The sequence below is a fragment of the Neorhizobium sp. R1-B genome (genome assembly GCF_004368875.1).
GTDB classification, from domain to species: domain Bacteria; phylum Pseudomonadota; class Alphaproteobacteria; order Rhizobiales; family Rhizobiaceae; genus Neorhizobium; species Neorhizobium huautlense.
Genome location: NZ_SOEM01000008.1, coordinates 85,800 through 110,268, shown reverse-complemented (window position 1 = coordinate 110,268; position 24,469 = coordinate 85,800). Strand labels below are relative to the sequence as shown.

The window sequence follows — 24,469 nt, the reverse complement described above, 5'->3', positions numbered from 1 at the left end:
GCTGTTTTCCATCATGCCAACCTGCCATATTCCTGCGGCCGCCCCCAGCGCGCTTTCCCGCTAGAGGAACCGAACGGCGGCCGTCCCGATGATGATGAGCGAGACAGCGATCATCAGCGGCTTTACCGGCAGCCTCCTGACGATCAGTGCCCCAAGGGGAGCGGCAAGCACGCCGCCGATGATCAAGCCGACGGCCGAGGAAAGCTCCGACCAGCCGAGCGCCACAATGAAGGTCGCCGAAATGACGGTGGTGACGGCAAATTCAGTGAGATTGGTCGAGCCGATGACCTTTTTCGGATCATGGCCGCGGCCGAGCAGGCTGCTTGTGACGATCGGCCCCCATCCGCCGCCGCCCATGGCGTCCAGCACGCCGCCGCCGGCGCCCACGAAGGGCACGATCCAGTCGCGCACGTCGCGCGGCCATCTCGGCTGAAATGCCTTGTACAAGATGAACAGGCCGACAGCGATCAGATAGGCCGAAACCAGGGGTTCGATCGCCTCGCCGTCGATGTTGGAGAGCATATAGGCCCCGATCGCCCCGCCGATCATGCCGGCCGGGGCCAGCCTCACGACAAGCCGCCAGTCGACATTGCGGTGGTAGAGATGCGAAAGCCCGGAGGCCGCGGTCGTGAAGCATTCGGTGACATGCGTCATTGCGCTTGCCACGGCAGGCGGCACGCCGACCGCGAGCAGGCTGGTGGTGGTCAGCACCCCGAAGGCCATTCCGAGCGCTCCGTCGACAATCTGCGCCAGGAAGCCGATGGCGATGAAAATCAGAAAGTCCGACGTCAGGAAATCGAGCGGCATGCAGCCTCCTCTTTTATCGCCTGCGGTCGCTCCCAATTCACGGATAGGATCAAAGGTTCCCGTTTGGCGGAACCAGCATATTGCCCCTCCTTATTTCGGCAGGGCCACCTTGAGCACGTCCGGCCCCAGCTCGCTGCCGAGTTCGACGGTCTTGGTCTTTTTGTCCATGACGCAAATATGGCTGATCTGAACCTTGGCGCCCTTCGCCTCGCCGGTGACGATCGCAAGGCCGAATTTTTCGCTGCCGAAGGGATCGACGACCGCTTTCGGGGCCTCGATCATGCCCTTGGCGGCGGCCTCGCATTTCTGCCCGACCTCCTTTGAGAACTCTGTCCACGCGTCGTCCGAGGAGGCGTATGCAGGGGCGAGGCCGGCTGCGATCATGAGGGTGGCAATGGCAAGTCGAGACGTCATGGCGGGGGCTCCGAATCGGTGATGTGGCTCTTTTCTTCTAAGCCCTAAATTCCGCAAGGTCGTGGCCTGATCTGCTTGATTTTTGGCAAGTTCACCGTTGCCTCTTGGCCGCAGCACTCCTATGTTCCCGCACGACCTCTATTCAAGGTGTTTGCCGAAAAGGAGTAAGACAATGGCTTTCGAACTTCCCGAACTCCCCTACGACTACGAAGCGCTTTCGCCCTACATGTCGAAGGAGACGCTGGAATTCCATCACGACAAGCACCACAAGGCCTATGTGGACACGGGCAACAAGCTCGCGGCCGAAGCCGGCATGGGCGAGCTTTCGGTCGAGGAAGTGGTCAAGAAGTCCTTCGGCACCCATCAGACCCTCTTCAACAACGCCGCCCAGCACTACAACCACATCCATTTCTGGAAGTGGATGAAGAAGGGCGGTGGCGGCACCTCGCTGCCGGGCAAGCTGCAGGCCGCGATCGATAGCGACCTCGGCGGCTACGACAAGTTCAAGGCCGATCTCATTGCCGCCGGCACCACCCAGTTCGGCTCCGGCTGGGCCTGGGTTTCCGTCAAGGACGGCAAGCTCGTCATTTCGAAAACCCCGAACGGCGAAAATCCGCTGGTGCACGGCGCCGAGCCGATCCTCGGCGTCGACGTATGGGAACATTCCTATTACATCGACTACCGCAATGCCCGCCCGAAATACCTCGAAGCCTTCATCGACAGCCTGATCAACTGGGATTACGTGCTGGAACGCTACGAAGCGGCGGCGAAGTAACCTTTAAAAGTCGTCACCTCGGGTTTGACCCCGATGACCGCACCCGGCGTTTTCCAACGCCGGGTGTTTTTGTTCCGGGCGGTTGACGATCATCACCCGTAACCTGAAGCACTTCAGGCCATTCGAGGTGCCGGTGAAGTCGCCCGACGAACTTGCCTTCTGACTGTTGCGGCGGCGCTGCGTCCCCGCTATCGACGTACCTGTCACATACCTGTCTTAACGCCGGTCTATTCCCGCTTCATGCCCCACGAAAAACCTCTTCTCCGCTTCGGCATCATCGCCGATCCGCAATATGCCGATGCCGAGCCCTGGGCGGAGCTTGACCGGTATTATCGCAACAGCCTGGCCAAACTTCAGCAGGCCATCGGCATTCTGAACGATGAGGATCTATCCTTCGTAGCGACGCTCGGCGATCTCATCGATCGCGACTGGGAGAGCTACGACGCGGTTCTCTCGCTCTATGAGGGCCTGCGCCACGAGAGTTTCCTGCTCCCCGGAAACCACGATTTTTTCCTGTCGCCGGAGCGGCTGGACGACGTTCACGCGCGGCTCGGCATGCCGGCGCCCTGGCATGATTTTTCCCGGGGCGGAGTCCGCTTCGTGGTGATCGACGGCAATGAGGTGAGTCTGTTTTCGACGCCGGGCGGCCATCCGCGCCATACTTTGGCGCAGCAGCGGCTGGAGGCGCTGCAGGCCGCGGGCGCGATCAACGCCAGGGAATGGAACGGCGGCATCGGCGAGGAACAGTTCGCCTGGCTGCAAGACACGCTGGCACGCGCCGATGCGGCTGGCGAGAAGGTCGTCGTCATGGGGCACTATCCGCTTTATCCGGCAAACGAACATAACCTCTGGGACCACGAGCGGCTCACCCAGCTATTTGCCCGTTCGGGCAATGTGCTGGCCTATCTGAACGGCCACAACCATGCCGGAAATCTCGGCCGCGACGGCACGACCTGGTATATCAATTTTAAGGGCATGGTCGATACCGAGACGGAAAACACCTTCGCCGTCGTCGAAATTTTTCCCGACCGCATGGAGATTATCGGTCATGGACGTGAGGAAAGCCGCACGCTTTCCTTCTAATGTGGAGTATCCCGCGGACCGCGACAGGCTTCAGGCTGGTTCCGATGCGGTCCAGCCCTGTACCCACAAGGCTCTCAGTCTCTCCCCCTGGCCGTGGAAGAAATCGTCCGCTGGGCCGCAATGCTCCACCCGGTCGGCGCGAAAATTGCGGATCGCCTGTCGAAGCTCACACCAGGCGACGATATTGGCGGTCTGCGAATAATAGATGAGCGCGATCGGCCGGATCGTCCGCTCCGTCGCCCGGCCCAGCTCGTCGCGGTAGTCGAGCGCCAGCTTCTGCTCGTCGCGGATCGCTCGGCGCACCATGGCAAGGTCGACCGCTTCCGGCACCGGTGCCGGCGAACCCCAGGCATGCAGCGCATTGTCGGAAAACAGCCCGGCGAGCGGCGGCGGCACGACTCCGGCGATCTTGCGGTTCACCTGCTTGGCCGCCTGTTTGAGGCCGGTGTCGCCGGTGCGCTCGAGAAGCGCCAGCGCCAGCACGATCGCCTCCGTCTCCTCGATCGACAGCATCAGCGGCGGCAGCGTAAAGCCCGGCCGAAGGATATAGCCGATGCCGCGCCCACCCTCGATCGGCACCCGCATCGCCTGAAGTGCAGCAATATCCCGGTAGATGGAGCGCACCGTCACCTCGAGCTGCGCCGCGATTTCGGCCGCCGTCACGGGCTTCCTGGCAAGTCGCAGAATCTGGATGATCTCGAAGAGGCGCGACGCCTTGCGCATGCTTTTTCCTGTCGCCGAAATGACGCCAACTGACAGAACGCTGTCAGTTGGCTTGACGTATAGGACCTCATATCCGGTTGAAAAACAAGGTTTCCCCTTTCCGGAGACCAAAAGTGCGACAAGAGAAACTGACATGACCTATACGGAAAACCTCTGGCTCTTCTTCACCCTCCTCTTCGGCATCATCGTGGTGCCGGGCATGGACATGATCTTCGTGCTCGCCAATGCACTCACCCGTGGCCGGACTGCCGGTCTTGCCGCCACCGCCGGCATCATGCTGGGCGGGCTGGTGCATTCGCTCTACGGCGCAATCGGCGTCGGACTGCTGGCAAGCCTGATGCCGGTGCTGTTCAGGCCGCTCCTTATTCTCGGAGCGCTCTATATGGCCTGGATCGGCATCAGCCTGATCCGCAGTTCCATCACAGTCGATCACGTAGGGCCTGCCGACACCCGCTCCAACTGGGATGCGTTCCGGCGCGGTGCCGTCACCTGCCTTATCAACCCGAAGGCCTATCTCTTCATGCTCGCGGTCTATCCGCAGTTCCTGCGCCCCGATTTCGGTCCCCTCGCGCCGCAGGCAGCGGTCATGGCGGTGATGACGTCGGCGACCCAACTCGCGATCTATGGCGGGCTGGCAGTGGTGGCCGGCAGGGCTCGAACGCTTCTCGTCGGCAACAGCAACGCCACCATCTGGGTCGGGCGGACCGCCGGCCTGCTGCTGCTCGGCGTCTCGCTTCTCACCCTGTGGGAGGGCTTGAAGGGGTGATAGCTGCTCAGCCGAGGAGCGAACGCCGCAGCGGCCCCCAGCTAGAGATTTGATTCCTAAGGCGATCTCACCGTTTTGTTACTTCTTTGTCATCGGCCGGACGGTCATGGTGCGGCGCATCGTAGAGACCGCCCGGATTCGATGCCAAAGAGGAGAATGTCTTTCATGCGACTTAAATCGATTGCCCTCGCTGCCGTTGTCGGCTGTCTTGGTTTGTCCGCTGCCATTGCCCAGGAGGAACCTCAGGTTCGGCGCCAGAGCCAGATGAAAGCCGTAGGCGGCGCACTCGGCGCGCTCGGCGGCATCGCCAAGGGTCAGAAGCCGTACGAGGCCGAGACCGTAAAAGCGGCGCTGACGACCATCAGCACGACCATGAAGGTTTTTCCCGATCAATTTCCTGCTGGCTCGGAAGCAGGTTCGGAAACGGAAGCTGCTCCGGCGGTCTGGCAGAACCCCAAGGACTTCCACGCCAAGGCGGAAAAGCTCGCTGCCGAAGCGGATAAGCTGCTGGCCGCCGTCCCGGCCGATCAGGCCGGCGTCGGCTCGGCGATGAACGCTCTTGGAGGCAGCTGCAGCGACTGTCACCAGACCTATCGCGTGAAGAAGTAGCCGCTTGCGGGGCGGCTGCAAGCCGCTCCGCCGTTCCGGCCCTTCGTCTATTGCGAAATATTGAATATTATCACTGCCTTGTTACTTCCTCCCGCCGAGCACCCATCGCATCGTGAGCCGTTGTCAACAGGCCGGCCCTGCCGGCTCACGGGAGGAATGTGCACATGCAGTTGAGGTCTTATGCCATTGCGGCGGCTGCCGCCTGTCTCTGTCTGTCCACGGCGGTCGCGCAGGAGGATGCGATCGCTGCCCGGCAAAAGCTGATGAAGGAAAACGGGCAGTCGGCCGGCGCTCTGGGTGCGATCGCCAAGGGCGAGAAGCCATATGATGCGACGGTTGTGAAAACGGCGCTGACGACCATCAGCACCAATATCAAAGCATTTCCGGAGCAATTTCCGGCAGGCTCGGACAAAGGAAAGACCAAGGCGCTACCGGCGATTTGGGAAAAGCCGGATGACTTCCGCGCTCTGGCGACAAAGCTCGGGTCGGAAGCCGATGCGCTGCTTGCATCCATGCCGGCCGATAAGGCAGGTGTTGCGGCAGCATTGGGACGGTTGGGTCCGATCTGTTCCGACTGTCACAAGACCTACCGGGCTCCCATGAACTGATCGGTGGGACCGGACGCCGGCGGCGGTCCGCCGCCGGCCTTCACGAACTTTCAAGGAGAAGATCATGGCGTCTCGGTGGGCGAAAGTCTTGGTGGCCGGCGCGGTCGTTGTGGCGGTCGGCGCCGGGATAGCCTGGGCGCTCACGAAACCCGATCCTCATCCGGAAAGCTATTGGGCCAATCTCGGGGATCCGGATCTCGGCGCCGGCGAACAGCTGTTCTGGGCCGGCGGTTGCGCGGGCTGTCACGCCGCGACCGGCGCCAAGGGAGACGCCTTGAAGGTGATGTCGGGGGGACGCGCGCTGCCCAGTCCCTTCGGCACCTTCCATATCCCGAATATCTCCCCGGACCCGCAGGCAGGCATCGGCAACTGGACGCTGGCGCAATTCGGCAACGCCATGACCCGCGGTGTCGGTCCGGACGGCGAGCATCTCTATCCGTCCTTTCCCTACGGCTCCTATGCCCGCCTTTCGGCGAAGGATATCAACGATCTCTTCGGTTACCTGAAGACGCTGCCGGCAAATTCCAACGCCGCTCCGCCGCACGAACTTGCTTTCCCCTACAATATCCGCCTTGGCGTCGGCGTCTGGAAATATCTCTATTTCAACGACCAGCCGCGCGTTGCGCTGGCTTCGACCGATGAGAAAGTAAAGCGCGGTCAGTTCCTCGTGGAAGGACCGGGCCATTGCGGCGAATGTCATACACCGCGCGACCCCATGGGCGGCTTCCAGCCCGACCGCTGGCTGGCCGGCGGTCCAAATCCGGAAGGCAAGGGCAGCATCCCCAATATCACCTCTGGGAGCAAGGATGTCGGGTCCTGGAGCGACGGCGACATTGCCGCCTATCTCGAAACCGGCTTCACGCCCGACTTCGACAGCGTCGGCGGCTCCATGGTCGAGGTCCAGCAGAACATCGCGCATCTGCCGAAGAGCGATCTGGAAGCTATCGCGGCTTATCTGAAGGCGGTGCCGCCCGTAGAGTGAGGTGCTTGCAAAAAATGCTATCATCTACTACTTTGTCTATATGAACGGCAAGCACCGCAAGACACTGGAAGCTGTCTTTAGGGATCCGGTATCCGGAACGCTCGAATGGGCGGCTATCGAGAGCTTGCTTGTTGCTGCTGGTTGCGTCGTCATTGAGGGGAGCGGGTCTCGTGTCCGTTTTGACAGGGACGGGGAGATCGAGACTTTCCATCGACCGCATCCAGCTAAGGAAGCAAAGCGCTATCAAGTGCGTGCAGCACGTACTTACTTGATCCGTCTAGGGATAATGCCATGACAAATGTAATGACTTACAAGGGTTACTCCGCTCGTATTGAATACGATGACGAGGACGGCATCCTGTTTGGCCAGATTTCCGGCATCCGCGACGGTGTCGGTTTCCACGCGGATAGTGTGGACCAACTGCGGACTGCTTTTCGTGAAGCGGTCGACGACTATATCGAGACCTGTGCCAAAGTCGGTAAGGAACCGCAGAAACCTTATTCAGGAAAGATGATGTTCCGCGTGAGCCCCGAAATCCATAGGCGCGCCGCTCAAGCTGCGGAACTTGCCGGCAAAAGCCTAAATGAGTGGGCAGGAGAGGTACTGGCCAAGGCGGCCGGATAGACCTTGGCCAGTCGCGCGTTTATGCCAGCGCCTGCATATAGCGCATGCCGGTCACCGGGCGCGGCTTGAAATCCATATGCTCGTAGAAGCGGTGCGCTGCGAAATTGCCGGTCGCGGCGCTGACCGAAAGGTAGTCGCAGCCGGCGTTCTTGGCGATTTCGCGGGCGCGGGCGACGAGGTGTTGGCCGATGCCGTGGCCGCGATGACCGTCGCGCACGAAAAGATGGTGAAGGTCCATGCCGCGTGTGCCTTCCTGGGCCCTGTAGAGCGGCACGAGAATGGCGTAACCGATCAATCCCGAACCGGTATCGGCAACAAGCGCGGTGATCCAGGGCATGGGACCGAAAAGGTCGCGTTCCAGCTTTTCGGGCGTGATGGCGGCGGGGTCGTTGTGATGGGCGGCCAGCGCCGCGATCAGCTCGTTGAGTTCTGGCAGGTCTCGCGATTTCGCGCTGCGGATGGTCACAACGGGCGGTCTGAGCAGTGAGATTTCGGTATCTTCGGTCATTTCCGGCATCCTTTTTCGGTCTTATTTCGCCGTCAGGTGCCGTTTCTCATGAACAAAGCCGCCTGACGGCGGCTTGTTGACATGATGATCTGTCGAGCCGCCCCTTAGAGGTAGGCCCAAAAATACGAGCAGGCGATGATGGTGCGCGTCTTGATCATGCGCGTTGAATGCTCCCGATCGAGGAACTTGTCAAGCGCGATTAAGAATGGCCGACGGCCCGTTAGTGCTCACTCTCGCAAAGTCCGTGATCCGATAGGGCGCGGATCACGTAACATTCCTCGATCGAATGGCCGCCGTCGCAATGGGAGACGATCCGGTCGAGTTCCTGCTCCAGCTTCCTCAGCCTTGCGATCTTTTCGCGCACCGCCGCCAGATGTTCGGCGGCGATCCTGTCGGCATCGGCGCAGGGTTGCTGCGAATGTTCGCTCAATCGGATGAGCTCGCGGATTGCAGGAATGTCGAGGCCGAGGTCGCGGGCATGGCGGATGAAGGCAAGCCGCTCCAGATCGCTCCTTTCGTAGCGCCGCTGATTGCCTTCCGAGCGTTCGGCCGCTTTCAAGAGGCCCATCTGCTCGTAGTAGCGAATGGTCGGTACCTTCACGCCCGTGCGTTTTGAGAGACTACCGATCGACAACATGGCGAAAATTCCTCTTGAAGCTCTAGTGACTATAGGAATTATCTAGGTGGTCACTGAACAAGGCGCAAGCGGAGAGGTGACGTCATGGACGCAAGCTGCAGATATTGCCACGGCAGGTTCGAAGAATTTTCCAGAGGTCATTTCCGGGCCTTCTGGGTGCTCGTCGCCATCGCTGCCGGTTTCTGGCTGGTCTTGGCGATAGAGGTCCTCAGGCGTTCGCCGGCGGATCGGCGGCACTGGGACGAGCGGGAAGGAGGCGGCTCCTTCGTGGGGGGTACGTCTTCGCGCTAGACGGCATGACCCAATTTGCATTCTGATAAGACTCCAAGTAGCCTACCCCCCTATATTACCTTTCGGAGCAACCCATGGCCCATACCATTCGGGAAAAGTCAAAGCTTCTAGCGCGGGTGCGCCGGCTGAAGGGGCAGATGGAGGCGGTGGAACGGGCACTGGAGGCGGAGGCGCCTTGCGGTGAAGTATTGCGTCAGCTCGCTTCGATTCGCGGCGCGCTCGCCGGCCTCACCGGCGAGGTGATGGAGGATCACCTTCATGAGCACGTTCTGCACGCTGCAGATGAGAAAGAGAGGGCGCAGGCGGCGGAAGAACTCGCCGAGGCGCTCAGAACCTATATCCGCTAACCGGGGTCGACAAAAAAGGGGAGAACCGCGATGGCCCATTCCGTCGAAGAGTTGAAGCACGACCACGTATTTCTCGGCGCCGATCACGAGCGCAACGAACGCAGGGTCTGGCTGGTGATTGCGCTGACCGCAACGATGATGGTGGCGGAGATTGCCGCCGGTTCGATCTTCGGTTCGATGGCGTTGACGGCCGATGGCTGGCATATGTCGACGCATGCGGGTGCGATGCTGATTTCGGCGCTCGCTTATGTTTACGCCCGTCGGCAGGCCCGCAATCCGCGCTATACCTTCGGGACGGGCAAGCTCGGCGATCTTGCGGGATTTGCGAGCGCCATCGTACTGGCGCTGATCGCGCTTCTGATCGCCTGGGAAAGCGCCATTCGTCTCGCCCGTCCTGTTCCGATCGATTTCGACCAGGCGATTCTGGTCGCCATCCTGGGGCTGGCGGTCAATCTGCTGAGCGCCTGGCTTTTGCGAGAGGATCACCATCATGGCCATCACCATCATCATGATGCCCATGGACATGACGGCGGCCATCGCCACGGCGACGACCACGGGCATGATCACGGCGGGCACGATCACGCCCATCATGCCGAAGACCACAATCTGCGCGCGGCCTACCTGCATGTGCTCGCCGACGCGCTGACCTCGGTGCTGGCGATCCTGGCGCTGATTCTAGGGCGCAGCTACGGCTGGGATATGCTCGATCCGGTGATGGGCATTGTCGGGGGGCTCGTGATCGCGCGCTGGTCCTGGGGACTGATCCGCGCCACCGCCGGGGTTCTCCTGGATGCCCAGCCGGATGACGATGACCTTGCCGGCGAAATCCGCCGGAACGTGGAAACGGAGGAAGACCGGATTGCCGACTTGCATGTCTGGCAGGTGGGGCCGGGGCATCATGCGGCGATCGTCGCCCTGATAACGCCAAAACCGCGGCCGCCTTCCTTTTATAAGGAGAAACTCCGGGAGATGACGAACCTGTCGCATGTCACGGTGGAGGTAACGCCGGCGGATGCGGCATAAAGCAATTTGGGGAGAAACGGAAACCGGTTTCCGTTTTTCGGTGGATCGGAAAGGATCAGGCGAATTCCTGGTAGATACCTTCGACCCAGTCCTGCGGAACGGCCGGCATCGACTGCTCGGCTACAGACGAACCGGTCTCGCCGGTTTCCATGACCCAGAGCGCATTGGCAAGCGATGAGGAAAGCAGCGTGCTGCTGCCGGTCAACGCGTTGGGAGAGCGCTGAATGGGCAGCGCCTCCCGTTGGGGCGCTTCTTCCGTCTTCCGGTCCACCTCTTGCGTCCGGTTGGGATAATAATAGCCGCTGAGGCCGCTATCGATCTTCATGGCAAAACGCGCCTGTGTTCAGAATGGTTAACGAAGGGTTAACGTCTGAAGCTTGCGCGAGGCTTGCGGCGAGTGTTTTGGCTTGACGGCGGACTCTTGACAAAGAAGTACAACCGGCCCGTGCTTCGCGCCGGTTCCTTATATGTTCATGCCTTGGAGAAATCCGTCGATGATCGTCGTCGTCAGCCGCTGATTGTTCCGGTACCGGCTGTCCTCGGTAAAAAAGACCGGTTCGGCCGGATCCCAGCCGCTCATGGTGAAATCGCTCTGGCGGGAGAAGAAGGCGACGAACTCTTCCTCCGTAGACCATGTGGCGATGGCCGCGCCCGGAAAACAGCCATCCTGGATATCGCAAAGAACAATGCCGGCATCCGTGCGGATCAGTCCGTGGCCGCAGAAGTCGCGGTGGAATTGGTGAATCAGGCCTTCGCCGATTTTCGCTCGCTGCAACTGGTCCCAGAGCTGGCGCGCCCTTTCCGCGCCGAGCGGCTTGCAGGACAGCAAGTCGCGCAGTTCGGCCGCTCGACTATCCATCTCCTCGTCGCTGGCGTTGATGAGAGGGTAGGGCGGCCAGTCGGCAGGCGTGCTCCTGCGCTGTCGCCAGATGGACCAGGAGATCGTCCCGACGACATAGATGATGACGGCGAAACAGACGCTCGGAATGATGATGCCCGCCATGCCGCCCGCTTGCCTATTCCATCGCTCGCGCCAGTTCAGCGAGCTTGCGGACCGTGTTCAGATTGCGTGACGTGCCGGGTTTGAGCGCCGGCACTTTCAGTTTTGAACGGCCGGAGCCATTTGGATAATGGACATAGATTTCCCGTCCGGCCACGACCGCCTCCTCGCCATCCGGCGCCACCATGCCCTTGAGCGCGTCGGTCGATGCCTTTTCCGGCAGAAAATAGACGAGCAGGAAGTTCGGCTTGGCATCGGGGAAGGGCGCGTTCGCCGCTGCCGCCTCCAGCTCTTCCGTCGTGCGCACCATGACGCCCGGCCGCTTGCCGAATTTCCTTCCGAGCGCCTCGTCGAGCTTTGCCGCGACCGCGGCCTCGCTGTCGTCCGAGCGGAACAGGACATTGCCGCTCTGGATGTAGGTTTTCACGTCCTCGAACCCGAGATCCTCGCAGATCGCCTTGAGTTCGGCCATCGGAAGTGCGGTGCCTGCAACATTTACCGCCCGCAGCAGGGCCACATAGACGGTCATCGTCCTCACCTCCCGGGATCTGTTGTTCCAGCCTCTACATCTTCCCCGCCACCTTGATGGCGAATGCATATTCGAAGGCGATCTCTTCCAGGCGCTGGAAGCGGCCGGACTTGCCGCCGTGGCCGGCTGCCATATTGGTCTTCAGAAGATAGGGGCCTGCCTCCGGCGCTTGTTCGCGCAGCTTCGCCACCCATTTGGTCGGCTCCCAATAGGTGACGCGCGGGTCCGTCAGGCCGGAAAGCGCCAGGATCGGCGGATAGGGCTTTGCACCGACATTGTCATAGGGAGAGTAGGCGGCGATCCATTGATACTCGTTGAGCGATTCGATCGGATTGCCCCATTCGGGCCATTCCGGGGGCGTGAGCGGCAGCGTGTCGTCGAGCATGGTGTTAAGTACGTCGACGAAAGGCACGGCGGCGATAATGCCTGCGAATTTTTCGGGCGCCATATTGGCGATAGCACCCATCAGCATGCCGCCAGCCGAGCCGCCCTCGGCGATGATCTTCGTGTAAGACGTGAATTTCTGCTCGCTCAGATAGTCAGCTGCGGCGATGAAGTCTTTGAACGTGTTTTCTTTATGCTCCATCTTGCCGTTTTCGTACCAGGCAAACCCCTTGTCCTTGCCGCCGCGGATATGGGCGATGGCAAAGACGAAGCCGCGGTCGGCAAGCGACAGGTTGTTGGTGTTGAAGCCGGCCGGGATGGTGATGCCATAGGCACCGTAGCCGTAGAGAAGGCAGGGGGCGGAGCCGTCGAGCGGCGTATCTTTACGATAGAGCAACGAAACCGGCACCAGTTCTCCGTCATGGGCCGGCGCCATCACCCGGCGCGTCACATAGTCCTCGGGGTTATGGCCGGAGGGGACTTCCTGGGTCTTCAGGAGCACCCGTTCGCGCGTCGCCATGTCGTAGTCGAAGAGCTGCGATGGTGTCGTCATCGAGGAGTAGGAGAAGCGGATGATGTTGGTGTCGTATTCCGCCGCGCCCTGCAGTCCGAGCGAATAGGCCTCTTCGGCAAACGCGATCGCATGTTCCTCGCCGGTCTGTCGGTCGCGGATGATAATCTGGGGCAGGCCGTCCTTGCGCTGCAGCCAGACGAGATGGCGCGCGAATGCCATATGCGAAATGATCAGCCGGCCCGGCTCGTGCGGCACGACCTCCGTCCAGTTTTCCTTGCCGGGTGCCAGGACCGGGGCCTGGGCGATCTTGAAATCCTTCGCTCCGCCATCATTGGTCAGGATGTAGAAGACGTCGCCGCCCTCCGTCATCGAATATTCCACGCCCTCCACCCGTTCGGCGACCAGCATCGGCTGGGCGCTGAGATCCTTCGTCGACAGCAGCCGATATTCCGAAGTTTCGTGGTCGTGGATGTCGATATAGATGAAGTCGTCGAGCAACGAGCCGCCGACGCCCATGAAGAAGCCCGGATCCTCTTCCTCGTAGACGAGACGATCTTCCGATTGCGGTGTCCCGACGATGTGGTGAAAGACCTTGGACGGACGGTGGTTTTCGTCCTGGAGCGTGTAGAAAAAGCTCTCGCCGTCCGGCGCCCAGACGCCGCCCCCGGCGGTATTCTCCAAGACGTCCGAAAGGTCTTCGCCGCTCGCAAGGTCGCGGATGCGCAGCGTGAAATATTCCGACCCTTTGTCGTCGTAGCCCCAGATACCCTTGGCATGATCGGTGGTGTGGTCGATGCCGGAGAGGCGGAAATAGTCCTTGCCCTCGGCTTCCTTGTCACCGTTCAGCAGAATCTGCTTTTCGCCGCCATCGCGGGGCGTGCGGAAATAATGCGGCTGTTCTCCGCCCGTCACGTAGAGCGTGCCGTAGGCGAAAGGACCGTCCTTCATCGGAACGGAGGAATCGTCTTCCTTGATGCGGCCGCGCATCTCTGCAAACAGCACCTTCTGCAGGTCCGCCGTATCGCCCATCGCCGCTTCCATATAGGCGTTTTCCGCTTCCAGATGCTTGCGGATCTCCGGGTCGAGAATCGACGGATCCTTGAACATGGCCTGCCAGTTGTCGGCGCGGAACCAGGCATAGTCGTCAAAGCGGTCAATGCCGTGGCGGCTGTCGGAGACCGGCTTCTTCGGCGCGACGGGGGCCGCGGGAAGATGGGCAAAGGGCTTTTTCGAGGCGGTGTCCAAGGAAGCACTCCGGATTGTCTGAAAGGAGTGCCAGAGATAGGGGGCGCTTGCGCTGGAGGCAAGCGGGAAGGTCGGCGCGTTATTTCTTGTCCTGGCGCTTTGCGTCGCGTTCGTTCTGCCAATAGACGAAAGCTGCAATCAACAGCAGCCCGACCATCGGGGCAAAAGCAGCATAAGGTTCTCGATCATCTATTCAGCCTTTCAAGCACCTTCATCGCTGTTAAATGCAGCGTGACGCCGATGATAAAACAAGCAACGGGCGTACCAGAGCCAAAGCGCTTGCAAGGTCGCAGTTACTTGATCCCGCTGTCCCCCAACTTGATCACGTCAGGTTATTTCCCGCTCTGGTAGGTGGTCAACGGGTGATCCATCTCCTAGTTTCCGCGCCGTCCGAGTCAGATTGGATAGGAAATGCTATGAAGAAACACTGGTCGCTGGCGGTTCTGTTCGTTCTTTCCGCCCTGCCGGCACATGCCCTCGACTCCCGCATCGCCAAACAGCTCGACGCGCTTGCACCCGACGAACGCCGAGAACAGCGTTGCGATCTCGAAGCGATCGACCGCATCAAGAAAGACGCCGAGGGCGAATACAAGCCCGACAAGGTGATCGCCTACACCTTTGCCGACCCGATCGAGGCCGGCAATTCGATCCGCGCCCCCGGCGCCGTTTTCCGCAGCGGCGGCGATTGGTACCGTCTCAAATACAAATGCGAGACGGGCGAGGAAGGCCTGACGGTCATGTCCTTCGACTACAAGATCGGCTCGAAGGTGCCCCGCAACGAGTGGGAGCAGCACTTTCTCTATGACTGAGGCGATCAGCCCGGCAGATGGGGCGTCGTCTTGCGCTCGGGGAAAAGTTCCGAGAGTGCCGTCATCATGATGAGGGAGAGCGGCAGCGCCAGCATGGCGCCGACCGCTCCCCACATCCAGGTCCAGAACAGGATGGCGACGAATACCAGGAAGGGATTGATCTCCCACTGCCGGCCCATGATGGCGGGAAAGATCAGGTTCTCCATCACCAGGTGTACGGAGAAGAAGATGAAGGCGGGGATAAGTCCGATAAACAGGGCGTCGTGCGTCAGGATGCCGGCAACCGCAACCGAAAGCGTCATCAGCGTGATCCCGAGAAACGGGATGAAGCTCGACAGAAACGCAAACAGGCCCCAGAGCATCGGCATGGCGAGGCCGCCGAAATAGGCGATCAGCGTCATCGACACCCCGAGCGCGAGATAGAGAACGCTGGCAGTGGCGAAGTAATAGCCCAGCACTTCGTCGACCGAGTTCAGCACCCGGATTGCCATCAGCCGTTGCCGCCGCGTCGGGAAGGCGAGGATGATCGTTCTCCTCAGCTTCAGCCGCCCGTAGAGGAAGAGCAGCAGCGCGGCGAAGAAGATCAGCCCCTGGATGATCGCCGGCGTCAGATTGGCAGTGATCACGCCTAAGATGTTGCTGGAGTTTTCGAGCAGCGATTGCATCGACATCGGCCCGGTTTCGAAGGTCGCAGGCGAGATGTTCAGCCAGTGCTGGCTTTCGAGAAAGGGCATGATCCGGTTGATCGTCCGCTCGATGAAGTTGGGGCCTTCCTTGATGAGCGTGCTGAGTGGTTCCACCAGCGAGTTGATGATCACAAAGAGCACGGCAAAGACGAGCGTGGACAGAATGAACGCGATGCCGAAACGCGGCACGCCGGCTTCCCCGAGGCGGTCGGCTACACGCCCGAGAATCAATCCCACCACCACGGCGAGCGTGACGGGGATCAGGATCATCGACATGTAATGAACGAGGGCAAAGAAAGCGATTGCGAAGATGCCGATCACCGCCCAGGCCATGGCGACGTCGAGCGCCTCACGACCGAGCGGAAGATGCTCGGCAACCTCGTCTTCTTCCGGATAGATGCCCGCTGTGTCCTTGCGGTTTAACGCAAGCTCCAGCGGCTGTTTCTTCGGCTTGGCGCCGTGCGCACCCAAGATCGCCATATTCCAGCTGTCCCCGTGATGCCTTTCAACGCGAAAGCGGCGCTCCGGTTCCGGAACGCCGCTTCCATGGGAGGAAATGCGGCAAAGGTCAGGCTGCGAGCGTCAGGCCGATGCCCCAGGGGTCCTTCAGGGACCATCCTTCGGCGGTTTTGGTAGCGGCGATCTCCTGGCGGTCGAGCGCCGTGAGCGCCCTGTCGAGCGCCTCTTTTTCGTTGAAGACAATGCTGTAGTCCGAAAGGCCGGTCATGTTGCCCTGGCGGACCCCGGCGCCGCGGCTGTTCCAGATATTGGCGGCGATGTGGTGGTGATAACCGCCGGTGGCAAAGAAGCGCGCACCCGGATAACGGGCCATGACCTTCAGGCCGAGAACGTCCCGGTAGAAGGCGTCCGCCTCAGGAAGGTCGCCCACCTGCAGGTGGATATGGCCGACAGCTGTCCCGTCCGCCATGCCGCCCCAGTTCTCCTTAGGCGCGAGCTCGTAGAGCGCCTGCAGGTTCAGCCGTTCGGTCGCCATCTCTACCGTGCCGTCATGGTGATAGGTCCATTCTTCGGGCGTTCGGTCGCGATAGATCTCGATGCCGTTGCCTTCCGGGTCTGAAAGATAGATCGCTTCGCTGACCAGATGGTCCGAGGCGCCGTCGAGGCGGACGTTGTTGTGGGCGGCATGGGCCAGCCAGTGGGCGAGCTCCTGCCTGTTAGGTACCAGAAAGGCGGTGTGGAACAGGCCCGCCGCATTGCGTGGCGCCGCGGCGACGTTGTTGCCGGTTGAGAGCGTCAGTAGTGGCTGGCCCGCGACCCCGAGTATCTCTCCGCTCGAATTCCGTTCGAGCACCCGCAGCCCGATAATATGCTGATAAAAGCTGGAAACCCTGCCTAGATCGCTGACGATAAGATGCGCGCCCTTTACATGCGCCGGACGCGTCAGTGCGAAAGATTGAACGTTGCCGGTCATGGAAAAAATCCTCGTTTGATTAGCCGGCCGATGCCGTGTTGCGATATGATATGGCGCAGGTGCTGCGTTCACAAAAGGCCAGAAAACGGCGATGCATCGTTTCGTAAAAGTGAACAACCGGATAGCTCTTCGTTGACTTCGATCAACGCAGTTCCCTCGGGACGATCCTAGAAAAATGGGGAAAACGAATGAGGAAAGTGAGATGTACGCAAAAATCATCGTTGCTGTCGACGTAGCTCAACTGGAGAAGGGGGAGAGGATCTTCCGTAAGGCAGCGACGCTTCTCGATGAGGGTGGCAGCCTGGTTCTGCTCAACGTGGTGGAAGACCTTCCCGGCTATTACGTGGCCGATGTCTCGGTCGACCTGATGGTCAGGGCGCGCCAGGACTCCGAGCAGCTTCTTCTGAACCTGCGCGAAAAAGTCGGCCTCCCGGCCAATATCGAGATACGCCAGGGTTCGCCAGCGCGGGAGATTCTCGCCGCGGCCGAACAGCGCAAGGCCGATCTCGTCATCGTCGCATCCCATGTGCCGGATATTTCCAACTACTTCATCGGCGCCACGGCCGACCGGGTCGTGCGCCACGCGAAATGCTCGGTTCTGATCGACCGCTGAGAAGGAATTGTCGAGATGAATACCGCCAAATATCAGAGCATCCTCAAGGCCCGCAAGGCCGAGCTTGAGAACCGGCTGAGCCGGATCGAGCAGGATTTCACCACGCCGCGCAACCCTGATGACGACGATCGCGCCGTCGAGCGCAACAATGACGAAGTGCTCGAGGAATTGGGTGAGGCCGGCGAGAAGGAGCTCGTTGCGATCGATGCCGCACTGGCTCGGATCGATGCCGGCACCTTCGGCATCTGTGCGAAATGCGGCCAGCCGATCGCCGAAAGACGACTAGGCACCGTACCGCATACGCCGCTGTGTCAAGCCTGTGCCGGCGAGGCTTAACCGGAGTTTACATTGGACGGTTTACGCTGGAAGGCTGAGCCGGAAGGTTAAAACCTAAAACCTAATGTGAAGCGCTTGTCTCTTGCCTTCCGCCATTGCTATGGCCATTCTTGGATCGGGAGGGCGGAAGGCAGGATGAGCGAACTCTTCAACTTCGGACGGCATTACGATTTTCACGAGATCGTCGCGGATGGAATCATCCACGGCATCGGGATCGTTTTCGCGCTGGTCGGGGCAACGGCGTTGATCTTCTATGCGACTGTCTGGTCGAGCCATGGCGAGATCATCGCCGCGTGGGTCTATGGCCTCGGCCTCGTTCTCTGCCTGTCGATTTCCTTCACCTACAACATCTGGCCGCACTCCCGCACCAAATGGTTTTTGAGGCGTTTCGACCACTCGGCGATCTTCATCCTGATTGCCGCGACCTATACGCCGTTTCTGCAGCGCGGTTCGGGGGACGCCTGGATCTTCGCCATGCTGCTGGCGATCTGGGTGACGGCTGTCGTCGGTATCATGCTGAAATGCCTGTTTCCCGGCCGCTACGATAAGCTGACGATCCTGCTCTATCTCGGCATGGGCTGGAGCGGTGTGATGGTGATGGGCCCCGTTTCCACCTATCTGCCGGCGGTCACCGTCTGGCTGATCGTGATTGGCGGCCTCATCTATTCGCTCGGAGTGATCTTCCACGTCTGGGAGAGGCTGCGCTTTCAAAACGCCATCTGGCATGGTTTCGTCGTCGCCGCCGCCGCGGTGCATTACGGCGCCGTGATGACCTGTTTCAGCCTGTCGGGCGGCGGGCTCTGACCTTACTCGGGGCAGCCGACGGGTTTGAGGCTTGCGATCATCCGCTTGACGATCGCATCATAGGCCTTGCGATCCCGGCTGCGGTATTCCAGATGCACGAAGGCCGCTGCGTCTTTGCACAGCCAGTTGCCGCGGACATAGAGGATGCGGTCTCCCTTGGTGCCGGAATAGCTCGCCCAATCCGGCTCGATCCGCGAATAGGAAATATCCCAGCCGAGCTTCTTCAACTGAGCGATGCGGTTCCTCGCTTCATCGTCAAAGAACAAGTCGACCAGGAAGGTCCCGAAGACGAAGATCCGGTCACCGTTCCTGCCGAGAAATGTGCCGCCATCGCCGTTGTCCGGCGCCCTCTGCATGACGAAACCGGGGGGCAGCTCGACGGTAAAGCCATAACGGTCGTTGGAATAGGTCTGCCACTCGGCCGCTTGCGCCGACACCGCGGCAAGTGTTGCCAATGCGGCCAGGAAAACCCGCATTCCAATCCTCCATTCCCGATAGCGGCTTTACCAGAAGAGCGGTTCCGCAACAATTGTGGACAAGTGATGTGCGTCTGCTAAAGTGGATAAAGAGATATTATAATGGACAAAAATCATGACCCTGGTGCGCGACGCAACCGAAGCCCATCTACCGATCATCATGGAAATCTATAATGACGCCGTTGCCAATACCACGGCCATCTGGAACGACGTGCTGGTCGATCTTCAAAACCGGAAGGAATGGTTTGCCGCCCGAAAGGCGAAAGGTTTTCCGGTGCTGGTTGCGGAACTGGACGGCAAGGTCGCCGGTTACGCATCCTATGGCGATTGGCGGGCCTTCGATGGCTATCGTCATACCGTTGAGCATTCGGTCTATGTACACCGTGATGCCAGGGGCGGCGGCATTGGCCGGCTGCTGATGCAGGAACTGATCGCCCGCGCCGCCTCCAATGGCATGCATGTGATGATCGCCGCGATCGAATCCGAAAACGACGCCTCGATTCGGTTGCATGAGAAGCTCGGCTTCCGCATCGCCGGAAAATTCTCCGAAGTCGGAACCAAGTTCGGCCGCTGGCTCGACCTCACCTGCATGGAATTGAAGGTCTCGGGGTGAGTCCATACTCACGTCCTCAACGGTGCCCGGACTACGAGAAGATCCTGTTCCCGGACGAGGAAGGTCTCTAAAGCCTCGCCAGCCACGCATTTTCTGCCCCATAGGCGATGATGATCGCCTCGCGCAGCCAGGCCTTCCGCACTTTGCCGAAGAGAGGCAGGATGGCGGAAAGTCCGAAATTAGGTAGCAACTGCCACCAAACTTGTAAGAGGGATTCAGCGCTTCGGGCTGAACCCCTCCATATCATCGTCGCTTGAGGTTTTGACTGCTCGCGTTGGTCCAGAAATGCTGTAGTCATTCCGATCATAGGACACGCCAAGCGTATGAATTGGCCTATTACCGTTCAAGAAATTGTCCAGTTCAGCGGTACGGGATCTGGATAGTTGCACCTTTTCAGCAAACTCCGGCCATCGATCGACGGCCGTTCGCACGTGCTCTATAACATCCTTGGCATCCTGATCCGAGATCGAGGCCCCCCTGGCGACCGCCAAGAGGTGAGGCAATCCAGGCGTTCTTCCTTCTCCGGCGATTGCGGCGCTGTGTTCTCCGCCTGGCCCGGACGAAAAGGTAAGGTCGTATGCAGGCGCCAATGACCACCGACCATTCCCGTCCATTAAGAAAGCGTGGTTCTTCGCATGGTCGTCGCGGTTCCTAGCATAGACGTTAAACACCATGTTTCGGAACATCTTGAGAACTTCCCCGGCATCGCGGGTCATCATATGCGTAAGCTTGTGCAGTTGCTCATAGTTCAGTGATGCCTCGCGGTGGCTGGCATTCAACAGGCCGCTTGCCGTGTGCATGTGGAGCCTGCCGGCACGTGTCCTATCGAACCGTTTTGTCGCGAAAAGTCGTCTTCCCTTACGGGTGTCAAACAGGCGGGTCTCAGCCATCTCCAGTCCCGCAGCTACCGCCATGAACGCGTAGGCTTTTTCCTCGGCGCCGATTTCGCGCGGGTCGTCAGAACTGGGAGCCTTGACCATCCATCTTTCGTACCCCGGATCCAACTGCTGGCCGTAGTCCAACACACATGTGTTTTCGACCCTGTTGAAGCCGATCATGATCTTTGGCCGTGCGCCCGCGGACCCGCCTTGCGCGCCATGCAAACTATCGATGTCAGCGACATCCATTTCCGTCTGCACCAGCTCCACCTGATCAGCAAACCAATCCAGATCGGCATCGGTCGGCTGTTTCTGGTCGTCCGGCAAGTCAGGAACATATGTCAGCGCGCCCATGCCCGTTCTGCCCACTGCGGAAAGGCGGTCGATAGGAGTGAGTTGAGTGTAGTCGATGCCAGCTCGCTGGAGACGACGGTCCAGCAATAGACGGCCCCAACCGTCAGGTAGGCTGTCGTTAAATAGCCCATGGAGCCCGTCGAACGGGTCGCGCGGCGCCGCGATCAAGCCAGTAGCGACCTTCATATGGAATGGCGAGATCAGAAGGGGTGCCGCGAGAAACTCCGCCGAGTACTCAAAGTAGGCCCTTCGTTCCTTGCCACTCCAGGCAAGTGTGCCGAGTTTCTTGTCGCTCCCTTCGAGATTCAGATAAACACTCATCTGCTGGATTGGTTTGAACTTCATCTCCGGCGCACCCGCTGCTTAAGAGGACGATCAACGACATCATCGATATTCTGCGGCGGCCGACTTGGAAACAAGTGGTCGAACTCAGCCTCGGCCTCAAGGACGAAGGCAATTTTCACGAGACTCTCGAGCGAAATTTTCCCACTTTCCTCGAATAACCTCAGTGATCCGTATGAGACATTCGATCTTGTCGCCAGTTCCCGCTGGGTCAGTCCGTGCTGGATTCTTCGGCGCTTCATTCTTTCCGACAAGCCTCGAATGACTTCGACGGGGGATGACATCTTAAATGCGAACATAATAACACCTAAACGCGAATAGTGGCCTTTAGTGCTAACATAATCGCAATTAAGATTTTTGCAAGCAGATGATAACGCCGAGCCGTTCGCGATCGACTCCTGACGACCACCCTGGTATGTTCCGCCGCATGTTCCGGATCATACGAATACGACGACGCTGACTTCCGCTCGCCGCACCCGGCGAGGTCCCGTCGTATCGCGTATCCTACAGGGAACTGAACATGGTCTCCGACAACCTGCCGTCCGTCATTCCGCAGCCGCGCAAGGCCGCACCCGATCTGGAGGTCCTCCGGAGGGTAGAAATATTGGGGAAACCAGCACTTCCTGCTGTCCCCGTATTGCCGGACGTTCACGCTTAGCCATCTCCGCTCGTTCGACGACGCCAAGTCCTCCAAGGCGTTCTGCCTCATCCGCTGGCCGGATACGGAAGGGCGACCGACCTGCGTCCGCTGTTCGCATACGAACTGCTGGGAGATCCGGCGTCGGCGCTTCAAATGCCGGCCTGCCGCCGGGAATTTTCGGTGACGACCGGCACGGTCTTCGCCTTCCGCAAGATGAGCTTCCAGGACATTCTGGCTGGCCTCTGGTTCTCGGTGAACTCGGTCAAAGGCAAGAGTGCGCTCCAACTCTCCCGCGAGCTCGGCGTCCAGTACAAGACGGCATGGGTGCTGCTCATGAAGATGCGCGAGGCGGTCGCGACCCGACGGTTCCGGATGATGTTGGAGGGCGAGATCCACATCGACGGCAAGTACGCCGGCGGTCACATCAAGCAGAAGAACCGCGATCGCGTCGACCGACGCCGCCCCGAGTACCAGAACTTCATGCGCCTCACGATCCTGACGCTCCGGGAGAAGACGCCGTTTGGCCGCGGCCGAGAGCGGACGCTGACCCGCGTCGTGCGTAGCGAGCATCCGAACGAGGCATGGGAATTCGTCAGGAAGCACGTCCGCAAAGGATCGCGCATCCATGCCGACGAGCGCTTCTCGTACGACGACCTGGCAGGCCTGCAGGACCTGTTCCGGGTGAACCACAGCAAGGAGTACCAGACGAAGGGCGGAGTGAACACGAACCACGTCGAAAGCTTCTTCAGCCGCATCCAGCGGTCCTACGTCGGTATCCATCACCGCTTCTCGGTGCGGTACTTCGACTGGTATGCGGCGGAGATCGCCTGGGGCGAGGACAACCGCCACGTCGACAACGGCATGCTGCTCTGGGGATGATCCACTTCGCGATGTCCCGGAAGACGTCGCGGAACCTCTGCGGCTACTGGCAGGGTCGGCATCCGCCCGATCTGGTCTGGGACGGCGGCGAAAACCCCGACACCTACGCCGCGACTTCCCAGAGGTAGCGACACCCGTCAGCCTATCCGGCACGGCGGACACGGTTCGTCCTGGCAAGCCGGTCGAGCGTCTGGGAAAATCGATTTGCGACCTGTCCGAGCCGGGCGTCGTCTTCGGCCAGACCAGTCTCGCGTGCGAAGGCCTTGGCGCACTCCGCCGTCGTGATCGGGTGCGCGGCTTCGCGGAGCGTGCGCAGCACGAAGCCACGGCGATCGACATCCTTCAGCAACTCCGAGACTTCAATGACGCCTTGGCGCTTGCGCCAGGTGGCGGCTCGAGGTGTCCCGGCAGGCGAGTATTCCGGTTCGTAGGACGGGATGACCACGTCGAACGCGGCCTGCTGCCTCTCCAGCGATACGATCTTCGCCCGCAGCTCCTCGATCTTGGCACCGATCTCGGCCCGCTTCCGCTTCAACTCGTCTGCAACAAGAACCATTCGCAACCACTCCATAGGATCGCGAGGATCCTATGCGTTCAGGCGACCAGGAGTCTGGTGGCAGTTGCTGCCTAATTGCGGAAAAGTCCTTTTCATCCTTCGGCCTTGGAGACTTCGCTTTGTAGAAAAGCTGGATTTCCGGCGCGAGGTAGAAAAGTCCGCCTGCATGCCGCCATCCCATTTCCGAAACCGGACGAACTACCGAGGGACAGCGCCGCGAGCGCATGTCTCGCCATCGCCGTCGTCAAACATGGGCTGAAAGCGCCAGGCGTCGTCGGCGTGCCCGCGGCACCAGATGTGATCGACCGTGGCGGGCAGCGTCTCATCCTCTCGCCAGGGGCGCAGGGTCCCGGGCGGATCGGCCGCCCAGCAGTCCCAATCCTTCAGCTGTGCCCGTGCCGCCACACGGTCCGTTCTGAGCATCAGGATGTCGATGTCCCCATGCGGCCGGACCGTGTGGCCGACGAAAGCCTCGATTGCATGACCGCCGGCGATCCACCAGGGGAACGGCGCTTTTTCCAGAACAGCGGCGATCTCATGCGGCAGGAGTGGCTGCCACGCCTTGTCCTCTTCGCCAAGCACTGCCATCGCTCAAGTCTCCGGGGCTTCATCCGCCCGTGCAGCAAGATAGGCCTCGACCGTCAGGTTCAGTTCGCGCAGCAGCGCGGAAATCTGCCGTTTCTTTTCCCGGTTGAAAGAGGCGATGGCGTCCGCCTCATTGGCCATGTCCCGCCGGAATGCCGCTTCGGCCCGGTGAATGCCTTCTTCCGTCAGCTGGACTGCAAGACTGCGGCCATCGTGCTCCGACGGCACGCGCCGGATGAGACCAGCCTTTTCGAGCCGTCCCAGCCGATGGGTGAGACTGCCGGAGGCGACCATCAGCGATCGGTAAAGCTCAGTAGGCGTGAGCCGGTAGGGCGGGCCAGAGCGTCTGAGGGTCGCCACCACGTCGAACTCGCCGCGATCCAGCCCGAAGGAGGCGAATATCTCCTCGATCGACGGCGTCATCAGCCGCGACAGGCGGTAGATGCGGCCGAGGATCTCCATCGGCTCCGTATCCAGGTCCGGCAGTTCCTTTGTCCACTGGGCCCGTGCCCGATCGATGTGGTCCTGCGGTTTGTGTTCGCGGCTCATGCGGTCTCCCATGCAATTTCAAACTATCTTGACATGAAGATAAATTTC

The 24,469-nt window shown here is 60.3% G+C and carries 34 protein-coding genes; 17 read left to right on the top strand and 17 right to left on the bottom strand.

Going from position 1 to position 24,469, the window contains the following annotated elements; all coding sequences use genetic code 11:
• Window positions 1–60: 60 nt before the first annotated feature.
• Together EDE05_RS13675 and EDE05_RS13670 are read right to left on the bottom strand one after the other, a co-directional pair.
• On the bottom strand, window positions 61–792 hold the full coding sequence (locus EDE05_RS13675) for a sulfite exporter TauE/SafE family protein (protein ID WP_112802907.1): 732 nt from the start codon (window positions 790–792) through the stop codon (window positions 61–63).
• Window positions 793–897: 105 nt separating this feature from the next.
• Window positions 898–1,221 carry a hypothetical protein gene (locus EDE05_RS13670; RefSeq protein WP_134101480.1) on the bottom strand — a complete coding sequence of 108 codons (324 nt, stop codon included), beginning with the start codon at window positions 1,219–1,221 and terminating at the stop codon, window positions 898–900.
• A 172-nt stretch (window positions 1,222–1,393) separates the two neighbouring features.
• Here EDE05_RS13670 and EDE05_RS13665 point away from each other — a divergent pair, with 172 nt between their 5' ends.
• Both EDE05_RS13665 and EDE05_RS13660 read left to right on the top strand, forming a co-directional pair.
• The gene (locus EDE05_RS13665) at window positions 1,394–1,996 is read left to right on the top strand and encodes a superoxide dismutase (protein ID WP_134101476.1); all 603 of its coding nucleotides are present in this window, start codon (window positions 1,394–1,396) and stop codon (window positions 1,994–1,996) included.
• A gap of 240 nt (window positions 1,997–2,236) precedes the next feature.
• Complete coding sequence (locus EDE05_RS13660; RefSeq protein WP_134101474.1) at window positions 2,237–3,079, top strand: metallophosphoesterase; 843 nt, start codon at window positions 2,237–2,239, stop codon at window positions 3,077–3,079.
• 30 nt (window positions 3,080–3,109) lie between these two features.
• On the opposite strand, the gene EDE05_RS13655 is transcribed toward EDE05_RS13660, so the two are convergent.
• Complete coding sequence (locus tag EDE05_RS13655; RefSeq protein ID WP_134101470.1) at window positions 3,110–3,802, bottom strand: YafY family protein; 693 nt, start codon at window positions 3,800–3,802, stop codon at window positions 3,110–3,112.
• Window positions 3,803–3,935: 133 nt separating this feature from the next.
• Here EDE05_RS13655 and EDE05_RS13650 point away from each other — a divergent pair, with 133 nt between their 5' ends.
• The 6 genes from EDE05_RS13650 to EDE05_RS13625 all read left to right on the top strand — a co-directional run bounded on the left by EDE05_RS13650 (window position 3,936) and on the right by EDE05_RS13625 (window position 7,391).
• Window positions 3,936–4,568: a LysE family translocator gene (locus tag EDE05_RS13650; RefSeq protein ID WP_132410568.1), complete on the top strand. Its 633-nt coding sequence runs from the start codon at window positions 3,936–3,938 to the stop codon at window positions 4,566–4,568.
• A gap of 165 nt (window positions 4,569–4,733) precedes the next feature.
• Window positions 4,734–5,177: a cytochrome c gene (locus tag EDE05_RS13645; RefSeq protein WP_134101466.1), complete on the top strand. Its 444-nt coding sequence runs from the start codon at window positions 4,734–4,736 to the stop codon at window positions 5,175–5,177.
• 164 nt (window positions 5,178–5,341) lie between these two features.
• Entirely contained in the window at window positions 5,342–5,785 is a 444-nt protein-coding gene (locus tag EDE05_RS13640; RefSeq protein ID WP_112802697.1) for a cytochrome c, read from the top strand.
• Between the two features lie 64 nt (window positions 5,786–5,849).
• Complete coding sequence (locus EDE05_RS13635; RefSeq protein ID WP_134101463.1) at window positions 5,850–6,767, top strand: cytochrome c; 918 nt, start codon at window positions 5,850–5,852, stop codon at window positions 6,765–6,767.
• 40 nt (window positions 6,768–6,807) lie between these two features.
• Complete coding sequence (locus tag EDE05_RS13630) at window positions 6,808–7,062, top strand: type II toxin-antitoxin system HicA family toxin (RefSeq protein WP_105371848.1); 255 nt, start codon at window positions 6,808–6,810, stop codon at window positions 7,060–7,062.
• Window positions 7,059–7,391 carry a type II toxin-antitoxin system HicB family antitoxin gene (locus EDE05_RS13625; protein ID WP_105371742.1) on the top strand — a complete coding sequence of 111 codons (333 nt, stop codon included), beginning with the start codon at window positions 7,059–7,061 and terminating at the stop codon, window positions 7,389–7,391. Before EDE05_RS13630 ends, EDE05_RS13625 begins: the two co-directional genes overlap by 4 nt.
• Window positions 7,392–7,410: 19 nt before the next feature.
• On the opposite strand, the gene EDE05_RS13620 is transcribed toward EDE05_RS13625, so the two are convergent.
• Window positions 7,411–7,908, bottom strand: a complete 498-nt coding sequence (locus EDE05_RS13620; RefSeq protein ID WP_134101460.1) for a GNAT family N-acetyltransferase — start codon at window positions 7,906–7,908, stop codon at window positions 7,411–7,413.
• A gap of 211 nt (window positions 7,909–8,119) precedes the next feature.
• The gene (locus tag EDE05_RS13615; protein WP_112802705.1) at window positions 8,120–8,536 is read right to left on the bottom strand and encodes a helix-turn-helix domain-containing protein; all 417 of its coding nucleotides are present in this window, start codon (window positions 8,534–8,536) and stop codon (window positions 8,120–8,122) included.
• 84 nt (window positions 8,537–8,620) lie between these two features.
• Here EDE05_RS13615 and EDE05_RS13610 point away from each other — a divergent pair, with 84 nt between their 5' ends.
• The 3 genes from EDE05_RS13610 to dmeF all read left to right on the top strand — a co-directional run bounded on the left by EDE05_RS13610 (window position 8,621) and on the right by dmeF (window position 10,197).
• On the top strand, window positions 8,621–8,827 hold the full coding sequence (locus EDE05_RS13610) for a hypothetical protein (protein ID WP_105371739.1): 207 nt from the start codon (window positions 8,621–8,623) through the stop codon (window positions 8,825–8,827).
• Between the two features lie 74 nt (window positions 8,828–8,901).
• Complete coding sequence (gene dmeR / locus EDE05_RS13605) at window positions 8,902–9,174, top strand: Ni(II)/Co(II)-sensing transcriptional repressor DmeR (protein ID WP_112802707.1); 273 nt, start codon at window positions 8,902–8,904, stop codon at window positions 9,172–9,174.
• A 30-nt stretch (window positions 9,175–9,204) separates the two neighbouring features.
• A complete protein-coding gene (gene dmeF, locus EDE05_RS13600) occupies window positions 9,205–10,197 on the top strand; it encodes a CDF family Co(II)/Ni(II) efflux transporter DmeF (protein WP_134101457.1) in 993 nt (330 codons plus the stop codon).
• A 55-nt stretch (window positions 10,198–10,252) separates the two neighbouring features.
• Here the strand turns inward: dmeF and EDE05_RS13595 are convergent, their stop codons facing one another.
• From EDE05_RS13595 to EDE05_RS13580, 4 genes are all read right to left on the bottom strand, one after another.
• Window positions 10,253–10,522: a hypothetical protein gene (locus tag EDE05_RS13595; RefSeq protein WP_134101454.1), complete on the bottom strand. Its 270-nt coding sequence runs from the start codon at window positions 10,520–10,522 to the stop codon at window positions 10,253–10,255.
• 138 nt (window positions 10,523–10,660) lie between these two features.
• On the bottom strand, window positions 10,661–11,200 hold the full coding sequence (locus EDE05_RS13590) for a hypothetical protein (protein ID WP_134101451.1): 540 nt from the start codon (window positions 11,198–11,200) through the stop codon (window positions 10,661–10,663).
• Window positions 11,201–11,213: 13 nt separating this feature from the next.
• The gene (locus tag EDE05_RS13585; RefSeq protein WP_134101447.1) at window positions 11,214–11,726 is read right to left on the bottom strand and encodes a DUF1697 domain-containing protein; all 513 of its coding nucleotides are present in this window, start codon (window positions 11,724–11,726) and stop codon (window positions 11,214–11,216) included.
• Window positions 11,727–11,760: 34 nt separating this feature from the next.
• Entirely contained in the window at window positions 11,761–13,869 is a 2,109-nt protein-coding gene (locus tag EDE05_RS13580; protein ID WP_134101443.1) for a S9 family peptidase, read from the bottom strand.
• Window positions 13,870–14,285: 416 nt separating this feature from the next.
• On the opposite strand from EDE05_RS13580, the gene EDE05_RS13575 reads away from it, so the two are divergent.
• Window positions 14,286–14,678 carry a DUF930 domain-containing protein gene (locus EDE05_RS13575; protein ID WP_105371732.1) on the top strand — a complete coding sequence of 131 codons (393 nt, stop codon included), beginning with the start codon at window positions 14,286–14,288 and terminating at the stop codon, window positions 14,676–14,678.
• A gap of 5 nt (window positions 14,679–14,683) precedes the next feature.
• Here the strand turns inward: EDE05_RS13575 and EDE05_RS13570 are convergent, their stop codons facing one another.
• Together EDE05_RS13570 and EDE05_RS13565 are read right to left on the bottom strand one after the other, a co-directional pair.
• On the bottom strand, window positions 14,684–15,844 hold the full coding sequence (locus tag EDE05_RS13570; RefSeq protein WP_112802717.1) for an AI-2E family transporter: 1,161 nt from the start codon (window positions 15,842–15,844) through the stop codon (window positions 14,684–14,686).
• 88 nt (window positions 15,845–15,932) lie between these two features.
• On the bottom strand, window positions 15,933–16,796 hold the full coding sequence (locus tag EDE05_RS13565) for a VOC family protein (RefSeq protein WP_134101440.1): 864 nt from the start codon (window positions 16,794–16,796) through the stop codon (window positions 15,933–15,935).
• Between the two features lie 202 nt (window positions 16,797–16,998).
• On the opposite strand from EDE05_RS13565, the gene EDE05_RS13560 reads away from it, so the two are divergent.
• The 3 genes from EDE05_RS13560 (at window position 16,999) to EDE05_RS13550 (ending at window position 18,549) form a co-directional block, all read left to right on the top strand.
• Complete coding sequence (locus EDE05_RS13560; protein ID WP_134101437.1) at window positions 16,999–17,409, top strand: universal stress protein; 411 nt, start codon at window positions 16,999–17,001, stop codon at window positions 17,407–17,409.
• 15 nt (window positions 17,410–17,424) lie between these two features.
• Window positions 17,425–17,745, top strand: coding sequence for a TraR/DksA C4-type zinc finger protein (locus tag EDE05_RS13555; RefSeq protein ID WP_134101434.1), 321 nt, complete (start codon window positions 17,425–17,427; stop codon window positions 17,743–17,745).
• A gap of 135 nt (window positions 17,746–17,880) precedes the next feature.
• A complete protein-coding gene (locus EDE05_RS13550) occupies window positions 17,881–18,549 on the top strand; it encodes a hemolysin III family protein (protein ID WP_112802725.1) in 669 nt (222 codons plus the stop codon).
• 2 nt (window positions 18,550–18,551) lie between these two features.
• Here the strand turns inward: EDE05_RS13550 and EDE05_RS13545 are convergent, their stop codons facing one another.
• Window positions 18,552–19,025 carry a hypothetical protein gene (locus EDE05_RS13545; protein ID WP_112802727.1) on the bottom strand — a complete coding sequence of 158 codons (474 nt, stop codon included), beginning with the start codon at window positions 19,023–19,025 and terminating at the stop codon, window positions 18,552–18,554.
• 115 nt (window positions 19,026–19,140) lie between these two features.
• On the opposite strand from EDE05_RS13545, the gene EDE05_RS13540 reads away from it, so the two are divergent.
• Window positions 19,141–19,638, top strand: coding sequence for a GNAT family N-acetyltransferase (locus EDE05_RS13540; RefSeq protein WP_134101431.1), 498 nt, complete (start codon window positions 19,141–19,143; stop codon window positions 19,636–19,638).
• A 215-nt stretch (window positions 19,639–19,853) separates the two neighbouring features.
• Here EDE05_RS13540 and EDE05_RS13535 read toward each other — a convergent pair whose 3' ends face one another.
• Window positions 19,854–21,215, bottom strand: a complete 1,362-nt coding sequence (locus tag EDE05_RS13535; RefSeq protein ID WP_134101427.1) for a type II toxin-antitoxin system HipA family toxin — start codon at window positions 21,213–21,215, stop codon at window positions 19,854–19,856.
• Window positions 21,212–21,454 carry a helix-turn-helix transcriptional regulator gene (locus tag EDE05_RS13530; protein ID WP_105371715.1) on the bottom strand — a complete coding sequence of 81 codons (243 nt, stop codon included), beginning with the start codon at window positions 21,452–21,454 and terminating at the stop codon, window positions 21,212–21,214. The genes EDE05_RS13535 and EDE05_RS13530 overlap by 4 nt, the downstream gene beginning before the upstream one ends.
• Window positions 21,455–22,032: 578 nt before the next feature.
• On the opposite strand from EDE05_RS13530, the gene EDE05_RS13525 reads away from it, so the two are divergent.
• On the top strand, window positions 22,033–22,731 hold the full coding sequence (locus EDE05_RS13525) for an IS1595 family transposase (RefSeq protein ID WP_166675457.1): 699 nt from the start codon (window positions 22,033–22,035) through the stop codon (window positions 22,729–22,731).
• A 142-nt stretch (window positions 22,732–22,873) separates the two neighbouring features.
• Here EDE05_RS13525 and EDE05_RS13520 read toward each other — a convergent pair whose 3' ends face one another.
• The 3 genes from EDE05_RS13520 to EDE05_RS13510 form a co-directional block, all read right to left on the bottom strand.
• Window positions 22,874–23,287 (bottom strand): hypothetical protein, encoded by a 414-nt coding sequence (locus EDE05_RS13520; protein ID WP_134101421.1) that lies wholly within the window; start codon window positions 23,285–23,287, stop codon window positions 22,874–22,876.
• Between the two features lie 198 nt (window positions 23,288–23,485).
• Window positions 23,486–23,875 (bottom strand): hypothetical protein, encoded by a 390-nt coding sequence (locus tag EDE05_RS13515; RefSeq protein ID WP_134101418.1) that lies wholly within the window; start codon window positions 23,873–23,875, stop codon window positions 23,486–23,488.
• Window positions 23,876–23,878: 3 nt separating this feature from the next.
• Window positions 23,879–24,421 (bottom strand): MarR family transcriptional regulator, encoded by a 543-nt coding sequence (locus EDE05_RS13510; RefSeq protein ID WP_245519907.1) that lies wholly within the window; start codon window positions 24,419–24,421, stop codon window positions 23,879–23,881.
• Window positions 24,422–24,469: the final 48 nt, after the last annotated feature.